The 16,360-nt window shown below is 77.0% G+C and carries 5 protein-coding genes; all 5 read left to right on the plus strand.

What is annotated here, in order from left to right; all coding sequences use genetic code 11:
* Positions 1 to 20: 20 nt before the first annotated feature.
* Genes ACF9IK_RS05035 through ACF9IK_RS05055 form a run of 5 tightly spaced genes read left to right on the plus strand, consistent with a single transcriptional unit; the run spans position 21 to position 16,332 of the window.
* Positions 21 to 5,516 carry an amino acid adenylation domain-containing protein gene (locus ACF9IK_RS05035; protein WP_395293021.1) on the plus strand — a complete coding sequence of 1,832 codons (5,496 nt, stop codon included), beginning with the start codon at positions 21 to 23 and terminating at the stop codon, positions 5,514 to 5,516.
* Complete coding sequence (locus tag ACF9IK_RS05040) at positions 5,513 to 6,868, plus strand: cysteate synthase (protein WP_395293022.1); 1,356 nt, start codon at positions 5,513 to 5,515, stop codon at positions 6,866 to 6,868. The genes ACF9IK_RS05035 and ACF9IK_RS05040 overlap by 4 nt, the downstream gene beginning before the upstream one ends.
* Positions 6,865 to 10,308: a non-ribosomal peptide synthetase gene (locus ACF9IK_RS05045; RefSeq protein ID WP_395293023.1), complete on the plus strand. Its 3,444-nt coding sequence runs from the start codon at positions 6,865 to 6,867 to the stop codon at positions 10,306 to 10,308. Before ACF9IK_RS05040 ends, ACF9IK_RS05045 begins: the two co-directional genes overlap by 4 nt.
* Positions 10,305 to 11,657 carry a serine hydroxymethyltransferase gene (gene glyA / locus ACF9IK_RS05050; RefSeq protein WP_395293024.1) on the plus strand — a complete coding sequence of 451 codons (1,353 nt, stop codon included), beginning with the start codon at positions 10,305 to 10,307 and terminating at the stop codon, positions 11,655 to 11,657. The genes ACF9IK_RS05045 and glyA overlap by 4 nt, the downstream gene beginning before the upstream one ends.
* Positions 11,658 to 11,694: 37 nt before the next feature.
* The gene (locus ACF9IK_RS05055; protein ID WP_395293025.1) at positions 11,695 to 16,332 is read left to right on the plus strand and encodes a non-ribosomal peptide synthetase; all 4,638 of its coding nucleotides are present in this window, start codon (positions 11,695 to 11,697) and stop codon (positions 16,330 to 16,332) included.
* The last annotated feature ends 28 nt before the right edge of the window (positions 16,333 to 16,360 follow it).

Consider the following 16,360-nt stretch of genomic DNA (forward strand, 5'->3'; position numbering starts at 1 on the left):
GAACGGTGAGGGAAGAACGCGTGGACCCGCGACTAGAGCACCAGGACTGGATCTCGGCGATCGCCGCCACCGCGGCGGCGGATCCGGACCGCACGGCCTTCGAGTTCTCCGGGAGGGAGGACGCCCCGGCCGAGCGCCTGAGCTACGGACAGCTCGACCGGCGCGCCCGGGCCGTCGCCGCCCGGCTCCAGCGGCTCGGTCTGACCGACCGTCCGGTGTTGCTGCTCCAGCCGCCGGGCCTGGACTACGTGATCTCCTTCGTCGGCTGCCTGTACGCGCGGGCCGTCGCGGTGCCGGTGTACCCGCCCAATCGCCGGCCGCGCTCGCTGGAGCGACTGGTCGACATCGTCGCGGACTGCGGGGCGACGGTGGCGCTGACCACCGCCGCCGTCCGCGACCGGCTGCTGCCCGGCGACCCGGACGGCGCGGTGATGGACGTGCTGCGGCTGCTGGCGACCGACCGGGTGCCCGAGGAGGAGGCGGAGGCCTGGGTGCGCCCGCAGGTCGGCGCCGACACCGTGGCGTTCCTCCAGTACACCTCCGGCTCCACCTCGGCCCCGCGCGGTGTGGTGCTGACGCACGGCAACCTGTTGCACAACTCGGCGCTGATCCAGCGGGCCTTCCGCACCGACGGCGGCACCCGCGGCATGTCCTGGCTGCCGCTCTTCCACGACATGGGCCTGATCGGCGGCATGCTCCAGCCGCTGTACTACGCCGGTTCCTGCTCACTGATGGCACCCACCGCCTTCGCCCAGGACCCGCTGCGCTGGCTGCGCGAGATCAGCCGCACCCGGGCGACGGTCAGCGGCGGGCCCAACTTCGCCTACGACCTCTGCGCCGACCTGGCCACCCCCGAGGTGCTGGCCGGCCTCGACCTGAGCAGCTGGGAGGTGGCGTTCAACGGTGCCGAGCCGGTGCGTGCCGAAACCTTCCGGCGGTTCGCCGCCGCCTACGCCCCGGCGGGCTTCCGGGCCGAGGCCTTCACCCCGTGCTACGGGCTGGCCGAGGCCACGCTGATCGTCTCCTGCAAGCCGCACGGCACGGCGCCGGCCCGCTACTCTGCCCCGCACTCCCTGCTCGCCGGCACCGCGGACACCGGGACCGGTGCACCGGACTCGGCCGACGCGACCGGCGGCATCACCGGGAGCACCGAGCTGGTCAGCAGCGGGCGCCCGGACGCGTCCCAGCGGCTGGAGATCGTCGACCCGGTGACCCGCCGGCCGGTGCCGTCCGGCGCGATCGGCGAGATCTGGCTCTCCGGCCCGAGCGTGGCCCAGGGCTACTGGAACCGTCCGGAGCACAGCGCCGCCACCTTCGGTGCCCGCCTCGCCGCCGGTGATGCCGATGATCCCGATGATGCCGACGGCGCCGCCTTCCTCCGCACCGGCGACCTGGGCCTGCTGCACGAGGGCGAGCTGTACGTCACCGGGCGGCTCAAGGACCTCGTCATCGTCCGCGGCCGCAACCACTACCCGCAGGACATCGAGCAGACCGTCGCCGCCGTCCACCCCGCCCTGCGCGCCAACTGCGGCGCCGCCGTCCAGGTCGAACTGGCCGGCGCGGCCGAGCTGGTGATCGTCCAGGAGGTGGCGCGCGACCACCAGGACGGCGACCTGACGGCACTGGCCCGCACGGTGCGCGAGGCGGTCGCCGAGGCGCACGGGGTGCGGCCGGCCGCGGTGGTGCTGATCCGCGCCGCGACACTGCCCCGCACGTCCAGCGGCAAGGTGCAGCGCCACGTGTGCGCCGCCTCCTACCGGGAGGGGAGCCTCGCCGCGCTCGGCCACAGCGGCCGGCCGCAGGGCGCCGCGGACGAGCGGCCGGCGGAGCTGGACGCTCCGGCGCTGCGGGCGGCCGCCCCGGCGGAGCGCCCGGCGCTGCTGTTGGCCGCGCTGCGTGCGCTGCTCGGCGCCCGGCTCGGGCTGGCCGCCGAGGAGCTCGCGCCCGGACGGCGGCTCGCCGAGCTGGGCCTGGACTCGCTCGGCGCGGTCCGGCTGCGGCACGAGCTGCGCGCCGCCCTGGGCGTCGATCTGGGGCTGACCGAGGCGCTCGCCCTGGACCTGACCGGGCTGGCCGGGCTGCTCGCCGGGCGCCTCGCCGAGGCGCCCGCGGAGACCCCGGAGGCCGCCGCGACGGACGCGCCCGACCCGGCCACCGAGCCCGGCGACCACCCGCTCTCCCCCAACCAGGCCGCGCTGCGGCTGCTGCACCGGATCGCCCCGGAGAGCCCCGCCTACCTCGTCTCCGCCGCCTTCCGGGTGCACGGCGGACTCGACCCGGCCGCCCTGCGCACCGCCCTCGCCGGGCTGGCCCGGCGGCACGCCGTGCTGCGCAGCACCTTCCCGCGGACCGCGTCCGGTCCGGTGCAGCGGGTGCACGCCGAGCTCCCGCCCGTCTTCGAGCAGGTCGACGCCGCCGGCTGGAACGCGGCCGAGCTCGCCGAGCGCCTGACCGCCGCGGCCGAGCAGCCCTTCGACCTGGAGGCCGGACCGCTGCTGCGGGCCCGTCTGTTCACCGGCGCCGAGGACGGCGACCGGCTGGTACTGACGGCCCACCACCTGGTGGCCGACCTGTGGTCGCTGTCCCTGCTGCTGGAGGAGCTGGCCGCCGACTACCCGGCGGCGCTGCGCGGCGAGCCGGTCGGAACCGCCGCGGACACCGCCGCCGCTCCGTTCGCGGCCTTCGCCCGCCGGCAGGCCGCGCTGCCGGCCACCCCCGCCGGGCAGCGCCGGCTGGACCGCTGGCGCACCGCACTGGCCGGCGTCCGGACCGGGACGTCGCTCCCCGCCGACCTGCCGCTGCCCGAACGCCAGCGGATGCGCGGCGCGGCCGTGCCGCTGACGGTGGACGCCACCACCACCGAGGCGCTGACGGCACTGGCCAGGCGCGAGGGCAGCACGCTGTACGCCGTCCTGCTGGCCGCCTTCCAGCTGCTGCTGGCCCGCTGCACCGGCGAGTCGGACGTGGTGGTCGGCACGCCGACGCACGGCCGTACGGACGCCGAGTTCGCCGGCACGGTCGGCTGTCTGGTCAACACCGTGCCGCTGCGCGCCCGGATCGACGCCGCCGAGCCCTTCACCGCGCTGCTGGCCCGGGTGCGTGACGACGCCGGCGCCGCACTGGACGGCGCCGAGGTGCCGTTCCCCGCGCTGGTCGAGCTGGTCCGCCCGGACCGCGACCAGGGCGGCCGGCCGCTGGTGCGCAGCCTGTTCAGCCTCCAGCAGGCGCCGGGCGGGCACGCCGAGGCGCTGGTGGCGATGGCCACCGGGCGCGACGGCGTCCCGTTCACCCTGGGCGCCCTGGAGTGCTCGACGCTCGCCCTTCCGGTCGGCGGCAGCCAGTTCGACCTCCAGCTCACCCTCGGGGCGGCCGCGGGCGGCCTGGCGGGGTCGGTCCGCTACGACACCGACCGCTACCTGCCGACGAGCGCCGAGCGCTTCGCCGCCCGGTTCGCCGTCCTGCTGGCGGAGATCGCGGCCGACGCTGCCCGGCCGGTCGGTGAACTGCCCCTGCTCACACCGGCCGAGCGCCGAGCACCGCTCGCCGAGGCCGACGACACCGCGCTCGCCTACGACCCCGCCGACGGCGTGGTGCGCCGCTTCGAGGCCCGGGCCGCCCGCACCCCGCTGGCGGTGGCGGTCCGCGGCGCCGGCCCCGGGAGCGGCGAGCAGCTGGACTACGGGACCCTGGACCGGCTCGCGGACGGCGTCGCCGAGCGGCTGCGCGCCCTGGGCATCGGCCCCGGACGGACGGTCGCCGTCCTGCTGCCGCGCACCCCGCGGCTGCTCGCCGCGCTGCTCGGGGTCCTCAAGTCCGGCGCCGCCTACCTGCCGCTGGACCCCGGCCACCCGGCCGAGCGGCTGGCCCTGGTGCTGGCCGACGGCGGCGCCGCCGCGGTGCTGACCGACCTGCCCGCCGACCGGGTGCCCGCCGGCGACCGGGCGGTGCTGCAGGTCGACACCATCGGCGAGGCCCGGCGCACGGCCGACACCGCGATCGATCCGGAGGCGGCGGCCTACGTGCTGCACACCTCCGGCTCGACCGGCCGCCCCAAGGGCGTGGTGGTGCCGCACCGGGCGCTGGCGAACCTGCTGGCCTCGTTCGAGCGCGACCTGGCGCCCGCCCCCGGCGCCGGATGGCTCTCGGTGACCACGCCGGCCTTCGACATCGCCGCGCTGGAGTACTTCCTGCCGCTGGCCACCGGCGCGACCGTGCACCTGGCGGACGCGGCGACGGCCGGCGACGGCTCGCGGCTGCGGGCCTGCCTGGAGAACGGCGGGATCAGCCACCTCCAGGCCACCCCGGCGACCTGGCAGCTGCTGCTGGACGCCGGCTGGTCGGGCACCTCCGGGCTGACCGCGCTGTGCGGCGGGGAGCGGCTGCCGGCCGAGCTCGCCGCCGGGCTGCTGGCCCGCGGCGTGCGGCTGTGGCAGGTCTACGGCCCGACCGAGACCACCGTCTGGTCGGTGCGCGGCGAGCTCACCGCGGTCGGCGGGGGGCTGCCGCTCGGCACGCCGGTCGCCAACACCCGCCTCCACCTGGTCGATCCGGCCCTCCAGCCGGTCCCCGCCGGCGTGACCGGCGAGCTGCTGATCGGCGGCGACGGCCTGGCCCACGGCTACCTCGGCCGCCCCGCTCTGACCGCGGAGCGCTTCGTACCCGACCCCTTCGGCGCCGAGCCGGGGGCGCGCCTCTACCGCACCGGCGACCTGGTGCGGCGCGGGGCGGACGGCGCGCTGCTCTTCGTCGGCCGTGACGACACCCAGGTCAAGCTGCACGGGCACCGGATCGAGCTGGGCGAGGTCGAGACCGCGCTGGAACGGCTGCCCGCCGTGCGCCGGGCGGCGGTCGTGGTGGACGGCGAGGGCGTCCGGGCCCGGCTGGTCGCCTTCCTCGAACAGCACGGCGCGGAGCAACAGGACCCGGAGCGGGAGTACCCGCCGGCGCCGCCCGGCGAGCTGCGCGAGCAGCTGCGGCGGACCCTGCCCGGCTACGCCGTCCCCTCGCTGCTGGTGACGCTGGACGCGCTGCCTCTGACCGCCAACGGCAAGGTCGACCGGCGGGCGCTGCCCGTGCCGGAGGCCGGCCCCGCGGACGGGCCCTCGGGCGGCGCCGAGCCGCCGGTCGGGCCGACCGAGGAGCGGATCGCCGCGGTGCTGGCCGACCTGCTCGGGACCGGTCCGGTCGGCCGGCACGAGGACCTGTTCGACCGGGGTGCGCACTCGCTGCTGCTGGCCCGCTTCGCCGAGCGCGCCCGGGCCGAGTTCGGCGCCGAGCTGCCGCTGCACCGGCTGTTCGAGCGGCCCACCGTCGCGGCCGTGGCCGCTCTGGTCGACGCCGCGGTGGCGCGGCCGGGGCGGGCGGGCGTCGCGGGCCGGCCGGGGCTGACCCGGGTGGACCGCTCCCGGTACGCCGTCAGCCGCGGCTCCGACGGCGCGCTGCGACCGGCGTTCGCCGGCGCGTCCTCCGGAGGTCCGTCCTCCGGCGCTCCGTCCACCACCGGGGAGGGCCGATGACCTCCGCCCCCTACGTCCCCTCCGCCCGGCCGGCCGCCGGACCGGCCGCCCCGGCGGACCGCCCGTACCTGCTGCGCTGTCCGGTCTGCCGGGAGGGCTACCAGGACGACGGCCTTCGGCTGGACTGCGGCTCGGCGCACCGGCCGGGACTGCTGAGCACCGAGTACGCCACCGCGTTCGCCCCCGGCCCCGGCAGCGGCCCGTTCCGCTACGGCTGCTGGCTGCCGACCGCCGGGCGGGCCCTGCCCGAGGGCAGCGGCGGCGCCACCTACCGGGCCGAGCGGCTGGGCCGAGCCCTGGGCCTGGCCGAGCTCTGGGTCGCCTTCAGCGGCCACTGGCCCGAGCGCGGCGCTGCCCTGGCCACCGGCAGCTTCAAGGAGCTGGAGGCGCAGGCGGTGCTGGCCCGACTGCCCGAGCGGCCGCCGGCGCTGGTGGTCGCGTCCGCCGGGAACACCGCCGCGGCCTTCCTGCGGGCCTGCTCGCAGCAGGCGGTGGAATGCGTGCTGGTGGTGCCGGAGACGGCACTGCCCGTCCTCGCCGCCGCCGGTGAACGGGCGGACTGCGTCCGGCTGGTGACGGTGGCCGGCGACTACACCGACGCGATCGAGCTGGCCGACGCGATCGCCGCCCGGCCGGGCCACCGGGCCGAGGGCGGCACCCGCAACGTCGCCCGGCGCGACGGCCTCGGCACCGCGCTGCTGGCGGCCGCCGAGACGATCGGCCGGCTGCCCGACCACTACGTCCAGGCGGTGGGCAGCGGGGCCGGCGCGATCGCCGCGCACCAGGCCGCCCGGCGGCTGCTGGCGGCCGGCTTCCCGGCCGCGGACGGCCGGGGCGGCACGGACGGCCCGAACGGTGGGCTGCCCCGGCTGACCCTCTGCCAGAACACCGCGTTCGCCCCGATGGTCCGCGCCTGGCAGGACGGCCTGGCCGAGCCCGTCATCGGCTCCGGCCCGGCCGTCCGGGCGGCGATCGCCGCCTCCCACGCCCAGGAGCTGACCACCCGCAAGCCGCCCTACGCGGTGGCCGGCGGGGTGCGCGAGATCCTCACCGAGAGCGGCGGGGAGCTGCGGGCCGCGGACACCGCCGAGGCGGTCGCCGCCGGGCGGTTGTTCGCCGCGGTCGAGGGCATCGACGTCGCGCCGGCCGCGGCGGTGGCGCTGGCCGGTCTGCGGCAGGCGGTCGCCGCCGGTCGGATCCGGCCCGGGGAGACCGTGCTGCTGCACGTCACCGGCGGCGGCCGGGCCCGGCACGCGGCCGGCCACCGGCCCGTCGCCCCGGTCCGGCCCGACCTGCGGATACCGGCCGGTCTGGGGGCCGAGGCCGCCGCCTACCTGGTGACCGGCGCATGACGGCCCCCGCCGCCGGGCTCGTCCCTGCCCCGGAACCCACCCGACCCGCCCACCCCCACGCCCACGCCCACGCCCCCGGCTCCGAGCCCGCGTCCGAGCCCGCGTCCGAGCCCGCGTCCGAGCCCGAGCCGTCCGACCGGCAGAGAGCAGAGCAGACCATGCAGCAGTTCGCCTTTCCCGCCACCTCGGCGCAGCGCCGGATCTGGCTGGTGGAGCGGCTGACCCCCGGCACCAGCGCCTACCACCTGCCGTTCGCCCTGGAGCTGGACGGCCCGCTCGACGCCGCCGCGCTGACGGCGGCGCTGACCGAACTGGTCCGCCGGCACGAGTCGTTGCGCACGAGCTTCGAGCAGGCGGACGGCGACCTGCTCCAACTGGTCGGCGAGCCGGTCCCGTTCGCCCTGGAGACCCGGCAGACCCCGGCCGCCGAGCTGGACGCCGTGCTGACCGCCGACGCCGCCCGCCCCTTCGACCTGGCCAACGGCCCGCTGTTGCGCGCGGTGCTGCACCGGCTGGCGCCGGAGCGGCACGTGCTGGCCGTCACCGTGCACCACCTGGTCGCCGACATGTGGTCGGTCGGCGTCCTGCTGGCCGAGCTGGCGCAGTGCTACGCCGGTCGCGCCGCCGATCTTCCCGAACTTCCCATCCAGTACGGAGACTTCGCGGTCTGGGAGGGTGAGGTGCAGGCCGCCGGCGAGGAGGAGGACCGGGCGTACTGGCGCCGGCGGCTGGCCGGCGCGGCCGAGCTGCTGGAGCTGCCCTGCGACCGCCCGCGCCCCGCCGTGCAGTCGCTGCGCGGCGGCGCGCTCCCGGTGCAGATCCCGGCCGAACTGTCCACCGCCGTAAGGGAACTGTGCCGCCGGGCCGGGGTGACCCCGTTCATGGCACTGCTGGCCGCCTTCCAGGCGGTGCTGGCCCGGCACAGCGGCGGCGAGGACATCGTGGTCGGCACCGGCGCCGGGGTCCGCCCGGCCGAGGCCGAGGGGCTGATCGGCTGCTTCGTCAACATCCTGCCGATCCGCACCTCCCTGGCCGGCGACCCCACCTTCGCCGACCTGCTGGCCCGGGTCCGCCGGGCCGCTCTGGGCGCCTTCGAGCACCAGCAGCTGCCGTTCGAGCGGATGCTGCCGGAGCGGTCGAGCGGCCCGGCGCTCAGCCACAACCCGGTGGTCCAGTCGCTGCTGCTGGTGCAGAACGCGCCGCTGGCCGCCCCCGAGCTGCCCGGCCTGACCGTGACCGTCCGGGAGGTGCCGCGCGGCGGCGCGCAGCTCGACCTCAACCTCCAACTGCGCGAGGTGGAAGGCGTGTTCACGGGCACCGTGGAGTACGCGAGCGATCTCTTCGACCCCGCCACGGTGGAGCGGCTGCTCGGGCACTGGCGCACCCTGCTGGCCGCCGCCGTCGCGTCCCCCGACACCCGGCTGTCGGCCCTGCCGATGCTGACCGCCGGAGAGCGCCACCGCGCCCTGGTGGAGTGGAACGACACCGCCCACGCCTATCCGCAGGCCGGCGCCTGCCTGCACGGGTTGTTCGAGGAGCAGTCGGCCCGGCACCCGGAGGCGCCGGCCGTCCTGCACGCCGGCGGCGAGCTGAGCTACGCGGCGCTGGACGCGCTCGCCGAGCGGATCGCGGGCCGCCTGGCCGACCTGGGCGTCGGCCCGGACACCACCGTCGGCGTCTGCCTGGCCAAGGGCCCGGCGCTGGTGGCCGCGGTACTCGGTGTGCTCAAGGCCGGCGGCGCCTACCTGCCGCTGGACCCGGCCTACCCGGAACAGCGGTTGGCCTTCATGCTCCGCGACGCGGCGCCGCCGGTGGTGCTCACCGAGCGCGCCCTGGCGGGCCTGCTGCCGGCCGGCGGGGCGGCGCTGCTGGAGGTGGAGGACGCCGAGCAGTGGCCCGCCGCCCGGCGGCGCCCGGCCGGGCCCGCCCCGGACAACCTGGCGTACGTCATCTACACCTCGGGCTCCACCGGCGCGCCGAAGGGCATCGCCGTCCCGCACCGCGGCGCCGTCAACAACCTGCTGGACCTCAACGACACCTACGGCGTCGGGCCGGACGACCGGGTGCTCGGGCTCTCCTCCCCCAGCTTCGACATGTTCGTCTACGAGACGCTCGGCATCCTGGCGGCGGGCGGCGCGGTGGTCATGCCGCACCCGGACCGGGCCCGCGACCCGCACCACTGGGTGGACCTGGTCCGACGCCACCGGGTGACGGTGTGGAACTCCGCCCCGGCGCTGGCCGACGCCTTCGTCCGGGCCGGGGAGGAGCGCAACGTCCGGTTGCCGAAGCTCCGGGTCGCCTTCTTCGGCGGCGACTGGATCCCGGTCCCGCTGGTCGGACGGTTCCGCCGGCTGGCGCCGGAGCTGGCGTTCATCGCCCTCGGCGGCGCCACCGAGGCGTCCGTCCACTCGATCACCTACCCGGTCGGCGAGGTCGACCCGGCCTGGACGAGCATCCCGTACGGGCGCCCGATGGTGAACCAGCAGGCCGTCGTGCTGACCCCGGCGCTGGAGCCGGCCCCGGTCGGCGTCCCGGGCGAACTCTGCCTGGCCGGAACCGGGTTGACCCGCGGCTACCTCGCACGCCCGGGCCTGACCGCGGACCGCTACCGCCCGCACCCGGGCGCCGGCACCGGCCCGGTGCCGGCCGGCGCGCGGCTGTACCGCACCGGGGACCTGGCCCGCACCCGCGCCGACGGGGTGATCGAGCTGATCGGCCGGCTGGACCACCAGGTCAAGCTGCGCGGACTGCGGATCGAGCTGGGCGAGATCGAGTCGGTGCTGCGCCGCCACCCGGGGGTCGAACGGGCCGTGGTCGCGGCCCGCGGCAGCGGCGACGAGCGGCGGCTCGTCGGCTACCTGGTGCCCGCCCGGGAGGGCGGGGCGGCCCCGGCGGCCGCCGAACTGCGCGCGCTGCTCCGGGCCGAGCTGCCGGAGTACATGGTCCCGGCGGTCTTCGTGACGCTGGACGCACTGCCGCTGTCTCCCAACGGCAAGGTGGACCGTGCCGCCCTGCCGGAGCCCGACGCCGCGGCCGACCGGGCCGCCGCCGCCTACCTGGCCCCGCGCGACGACACCGAGCGGGTGCTGGCCGCCCTCTGGGCCGAGCTGCTGGAGGTCGACCGGGTCGGCGCCGGGGACGACTTCTTCGCCCTCGGCGGACACTCGCTGCTCGCCACCCGGCTCGCCTCGGCGGTGCTGGAGACCTTCGGCGTCGAGCTGCCGCTGCGCGAGCTGTTCGAGGCGCCCACCCTCGCCGAGCAGGCGCAGCGGCTGGCCGCCCGGGGCCGCGAGGCGGGCACCGACGTCGCGGCGGTGGCCCGGATCGCCGCCGCACTGCTGGAGATGACCGACGAGGAGGCCCACGGGCTGCTCGCCCGACACGACGAGCACCAGGGCCACGAGCACCACCACGAGCAGCACGAGGAGAGCCACGCATGACCACCACCACGAGCACCGGCGTCCTGGCCGCGTACGCCGGTCTCGGCGCGCACCGCCTGGTCGAGGCCGACCCCCTGCTGGCCGACCTGCTGGAGCGCGAGCACGCCCGGCAGAACGAGACCCTGGCCATGGTGGCCGCCTCCAGCAGCGCCGACCCCTCGGTCCTGGCCTGCGCCGGCGCCTCCATCTCCAACGTCACCACCGAGGGCTACCCGGGCGCCCGCTACCACGCGGGCTGCGAGCTGGTCGACGAGGTCGAGCGGCTGGCGGTGGAACGGGCCCGCGCCCTGTTCGGCGCCCGCTACGCCAACGTGCAGCCGCACTCGGGCAGCACCGCCAACCAGATCGTGCTCTGCACCCTGATGAAGCCGGGCGACACCCTGCTCGGCATGGAGCTGAGCGCGGGCGGGCACCTGACCCACGGCTCGCCGGCCTCGGTCTCGGGGCGGTTCTTCCACGCGGTCGGCTACGGCACCGACGCCGACGGTCGGCTGGACTACGCGCAGGTCGCCGAGCTGGCCCGGACGCACCGGCCCAAGGTGATCGTCTGCGGCGCCAGCGCCTACCCGCGCACGGTCGACTTCGCCCGGTTCCGGCGGATAGCCGACGAGGTCGGCGCCTTCCTGCTCGCCGACATCTCGCACATCGCGGGCCTGGTCGCGGCCGGGCTGCACCCGAGCCCGGTGGACCACGCGCACGCCACCACCACCAGCACCTACAAGCAGCTGTACGGTCCGCGCGGCGGTCTGATCCTGCTCGGCCGGGACGCCGACCTGCCGCTGCCCGGCACCCGGCGGACCCTCGCCCAGGCCATCGCGCACGGGACCTTCCCGTTCCTCCAGGGCACCCCCGACCTGGGCGCGGTGGCCGCCAAGGCGCGCGCCTTCGACCTCGCCGCGCAGCCGGAGTTCCGCGCCCTGGCGCAGCGGGTGGTCTCCGGGGCCCGGGAGCTGGCGGAGGCCTTCGCCGGCCTCGGCCACACCCTGGTCACCGGCGGCACCGACAACCACATGGTGCTGCTGGACGTCGGCCGGCGCGGGCTGACCGGGGCGATCGCCGAGTCCGCCCTGGCCGACTGCGGGATCGTGGTCAACCGCAACCGGATCCCGGGCGACCCGCACGGCCCGCGGATCACCAGCGGCGTCCGCTTCGGGACCAACACCCTGGCGCTGCGCGGCATGGGCCCGGCCGAGCTGCGCCGGTGCGCCGCCCTGGTCGACCGGGTGCTCACCGCCCTGGTGCCGCGCGACGAGGCCGGCTTCGCCCTCGATCCGGCCGTCCGGTCCGAGGTGCGCGGCGAAGTCGCCCGGCTCTGCCGGGAGTTCCCGCTCCCGCACCACACGCCCTGACCCCCCTGACCACCTCTCCGACCGCCCGGGACCACGCATGAGCCAGTCACCCCAGCGCGCCGCACTCTCCGCCGAGAAGCGCCGCCTGCTCGCCAAGCTGCTCCAGCAGCAGGGCCTCGCCCGCACCGACGCCGCCGGCCTGATCGCCCCCCGCCCCGCCGGGACCGTTCGGCTGCCGCTCTCCTTCGCCCAGCAACGGCTGTGGTTCGTCGAGCAGTTCGCCGGCCCGAGCCCGCTCTACAGCATCGCCTGCACCGTCCGGCTGACCGGACGCCTGGACGCCCCCGCGCTGGAGCGGGCGCTGGGCCGGGTGGTGGACCGGCACGAGGCACTGCGCACCACCTTCCGCGCCGAGGAGGGCCGGCCCGAGCAGGTCGTTCACGCCCGGGTCGGGGTCGAGCTGCCGCTCACCGACCTGTCCGCGCTGCCCGTCCCCGCCCGGGAGGCCGCCCTCGCCGAGCTGACCGAGCAGGAGAGCCGCCGCCCGTTCGACCTGGGCGCCGGCCCGCTGCTGCGCGGCCGGCTGGCCCGGCTGGCCGAGGAGGAGCACCTGCTGGTGCTCGCCGTGCACCACATCGTGGCGGACGGCTGGTCGCTGGACATCCTGGTCCGCGAGCTGGCACACCACTACCGGCCCGATACCGCCGGTCCGGCCGACCGGGGCGAGCCCCGCCACCTGCCCGAACCGGCCGAGCTGCCCGAACTCCCGGTGCAGTACGCCGACTTCGCGCTCTGGCAGCACCAGCGAGTGTCGGGCGAGGCACTGGAGGCCCAACTGGACCACTGGCGCGAGCGGTTGGCCGGCGCGCCCAGCACCGTGGACCTGCCCACCGACCGGCCGCGCGCCGCCCGGCAAAGCTTCGCCGGCGCCTGCTTCCCGTGGCGGCTGGAGGGTGACCTCGCCACCCGGCTCACCGCGCTGGCCCGGGAGCACGACGCCACCCTCTACATGGCGCTGCTGGCCGGCTTCACCGCCGTGGCGCAGCGCTGGAGCGGGCAGAGCGACCTGGTGGTCGGCTCGCCGGTGGCCAACCGCAACCACCCGCAGACCGAGGGCCTGATCGGCTTCTTCGTCAACATGCTGCCGTTGCGCACCGACCTGTCCGGCAACCCGACCTTCCGCGAGCTGCTGGACCGTGTCCGGGAGTCCGCACTCGCCGCGTACGCCCACCAGGACGTGCCGTTCGAGCGGATCGTCGAGGAGGTCCGGCCCGACCGCGACGCCGGCGGGCGCACCCCGTTCGCCAACCTGCTGCTGGTCCTCCAGAACACCCCGGAGACCGCCATCGAGCTGCCCGGCCTGCGGATGGACGTGGCCGCGGTGGACACCGGCACCGCCAAGTTCGACCTGCACCTCCAGGTCACCGAGACCCCACAGGGCCTGACCGGCCTGGCCGACTTCAGCACCGAGCTGTACGAGGAGCACACGGTGCGCCGGTTCGTCGACCAGTGGCTGCACCTGCTGGCGGCCGCGGCCGCCGCCCCGGACACCCGGCTGGACGCGCTGCCGCTGCTGGACGCGGGTGAGCGCGACGCCGAGCTGGCCGCCGGCGCCGCCCGGGTCGCCGCCGCTGCGCGGGCGCGCAGCCTGCCGGCCGCGTTCGCCGAGCAGGTCCGGCTGCGCCCGGCGGCGATCGCGGTCAACTGCGGTGCGGAGAACCTGAGCTACGCCGAACTGGACCGCCGTTCGGACGCCCTGGCCCGGCGGTTGCGCGAGCTGGGGGTGGGGCCGGAGAGCCGGGTGGCGATCTGCGTCGAGCCCTCGGTCCGGCTGGTCACCGGCATCCTGGGCATCCTGAAGAGCGGCGGCGCGTACGTCCCGCTCGACCCCCGTCACCCGGCCGACCGGCTCGCCTACACCCTGGCCGACTCCGGCGCGGTGGCCCTGGTCGCCGACCCCGAGCACGCCGAACTGGCCGACGGCGTAACGGTACTGACGGTCGACGGGCCGACGACCGAGCCGTCGGCGGCGGAGCGACCGTTGGAGCCGGCCCCGCTCGGGCCGGACCACCTCGCGTACGTGATCTACACCTCGGGCACCACCGGGCGCCCCAAGGGCGCGCTGCTCACCCACGCCAACGTGCTGCGGCTCTTCGAGGCGGCCGCCGCGGACGTGCCGTTCGGCCCGGACGACGTCTGGTCGCTGTACCACTCCGCCGCCTTCGACTTCTCGGTCTGGGAGATCTGGGGCGCGCTGCTGCACGGCGGCCGGATCGCCGTGGTGCCGCCGGAGGCCCGGCGCAGCCCCGCCGCGTTCCACGCGCTGGTGCGCACGGAGGGCGTCACCGTGCTCAGCCAGACGCCCACCGCCTTCCGCCAGTTCGCCGACGCCGACGCCGAGGCGGCGGAAGCCGGACCGGCGGGCCGTCCGCTCGCGCTGCGGCACGTGGTGTTCGGCGGCGAGGCCCTGGAGCCGGGCGTGCTGCGCACCTGGGCCGCCCGGCACCCCGACGGCCCGCGGCTGGTCAACATGTACGGGATCACCGAGACCACCGTGCACGTCACCGCGCACCCGCTCGACCCGGCCGCCCCGGCCGACCCCGGCAGTGTCATCGGCCGCCCGCTCGCCGATCTGGCGGTGCACCTGCTGGACCGGCGCGGCGAGCCCGTACCGCCCGGTGTGCCCGGCGAACTGTGCGTCGGCGGGCCCGGCCTGGCCCGCGGCTACCTGGGCCGACCCGGCCTGACGGCCGAGCGCTTCGTGCCCTCCCCGCTGGGCCGCGGCGAGCGGCTGTACCGCAGCGGCGACCTGGCCCGCCGGCCCGCGGGCGGCACGCTGGAGTACCTGGGCCGGATCGACCAGCAGGTCAAGGTCCGCGGACACCGGGTCGAGCTCGGCGAGATCGAGGCGGAGCTCGGCGCCCACCCGGACGTGCGGCACGCGGCCGTGCTGCCCCGTGAGGCCCCGGGCGGAGGAACCGGGCTGGTCGCCTACCTCGTCCCCGCGGACGGCGCATCACCCGAGGGACCGGCGGACCGTACCGAGGACGCCGAGCAGGTGTCGCAGTGGCAGACGGTCTTCGACACCGCCTACGAACAGTACGAGCAGGTGGGCGGCGCCGACCCGACATTCAACATCCGTGGTTGGACCAGCAGTTACACCGGCGAGCCGATCCCGGCCGAGGAGATGCGGCGCTGGGTGGAGGAGACCGTCGCGCTGGTCCGGCGCACCGGCCCGCGCCGGATCCTGGAGATCGGCAGCGGCACCGGCCTGCTGCTCTTCCGGCTGGCCGGCGACTGCGAGCAGTACACCGCCCTCGACCTGTCGGACAGCGCGGTCGCCCACGTCCGCCGCCACCTCCCGGCGCACTGGGAGCACGTCCGGCTGCTGCGCCGCGCCGGCCACGAGCTGGACGACCTGGCCACCGGCGGGTTCGACACCGTCGTCGTCAACTCGGTGGCCCAGTACCTGCCGAGCGCCGGCTACCTGGTCGAGGTCCTCACCCGGGCCGCCGCGCTGCTGGCGCCGGGCGGGCGGATGGTGATCGGCGACGTCCGGCACCTGGCCCTGCTCGACGCCTTCCAGGTGTCGGTGCTGCAGCCGGGCCTGCCGGCCGGGGCGGGTGACGCCGAGCTGGCCCGCCAGGTCCGCCAGGCCGTCCGGCAGGAGGACGAACTGCTGCTCGATCCGCGCTTCTTCGCGGCGCTGCGCCGGGAGATCCCCCGGATCGGCCGGGTGGAGGTGCTGCCGAAGCCCGGGCACGACCGCAACGAGATGACCCGCTACCGCTACGACGTCGTCCTGCACCTGGACACCGAGCCGGCCGCCCCCGCGGTGCGCACGGTGCCGTGGACCGGCGGCGAGCTGCGGGCGCTGCTGGACGGCTCCCCTCTGGTGGTCACCGGCATCCCCAACGCCCGGGTGCACGGCGACGCCCGGACCGCCGCGCGGCTCGCCGCCGGGCCGGGCGAGGCCGGCGCGGATGCCGTCGACGCCGAGGAGCCCGCCGCGCTGGACCCGCAGGAGCTGCGCGAGCTGGCCGAGCGCCACGGGCACGCCGTGGCGCTCAGCTGGGCGGCCGGCGACCCGCTGGGCCGCTTCGACGCCGCGTTCCGACCGGCCGGCACCGAGCCGGAGACCGCGCTGCCGCCCGCCGGGGACGGCGCGCAGCTGCCCTGGTCGCACTGGGCCAACGACCCGCACCGCGGCCGCGCCGCCCGCCGCCTGGTGCCCGTGCTCCGCTCCCACCTGCGGGAGCGGCTGCCGGAGTACATGGTCCCGGAGGCCTTCGTCACGCTGGACGCGTTGCCGCTGACCGCCAACGGCAAGCTCGACCGGGCCGCGCTGCCCGCCCCGGACTGGTCCACCGGCTCGACCGCGCTGCTCGCCCCCCGTGACGACACCGAGCGGGCGCTCGCCGAGATCTGGAGCGCCGCCCTGGGCGTGGTCCGGATCGGGCTGGCCGACGACTTCTTCGACCTCGGCGGCCACTCCCTGCTGGCGGTCCAGGTGACCGCCGGCGTCCGCGAGTCGCTGGGCCGCGCCCTGCCCGTGCGGGCCCTGTTCGAGGCTCCCGTCCTGGGCGAGTACGCCGAGGCCGTGCGCCGCGCCCCGGCCGCCGAGGCCCCGGAGGCGGCGGCCGCCCCGGTACGCGAGGCCGTACCGGCCGACGACGCCCGCTTCGACGACCTGTCCGCCGAGGAGCTGGCGGAGCTGATGGGCGGGGGCCTGTGACCGCCACCGCGCGCACCCCGGGTGCCAC

The organism is Kitasatospora hibisci, from assembly GCF_043950205.1.
GTDB classification, from domain to species: Bacteria; Actinomycetota; Actinomycetes; order Streptomycetales; family Streptomycetaceae; genus Kitasatospora; species Kitasatospora hibisci.

What these genes read in the sequence shown, in the direction of transcription:
- ACF9IK_RS05040 (WP_395293022.1), top strand. Translation starts at nt 5,513, where the DNA reads ATGACCTCCGCCCCCTACGTCCCCTCCGCCCGGCCGGCCGCCGGACCG.
- ACF9IK_RS05045 (WP_395293023.1), top strand. Translation starts at nt 6,865, where the DNA reads ATGACGGCCCCCGCCGCCGGGCTCGTCCCTGCCCCGGAACCCACCCGA.
- glyA (WP_395293024.1), top strand. Translation starts at nt 10,305, where the DNA reads ATGACCACCACCACGAGCACCGGCGTCCTGGCCGCGTACGCCGGTCTC.
- ACF9IK_RS05055 (WP_395293025.1), top strand. Translation starts at nt 11,695, where the DNA reads ATGAGCCAGTCACCCCAGCGCGCCGCACTCTCCGCCGAGAAGCGCCGC.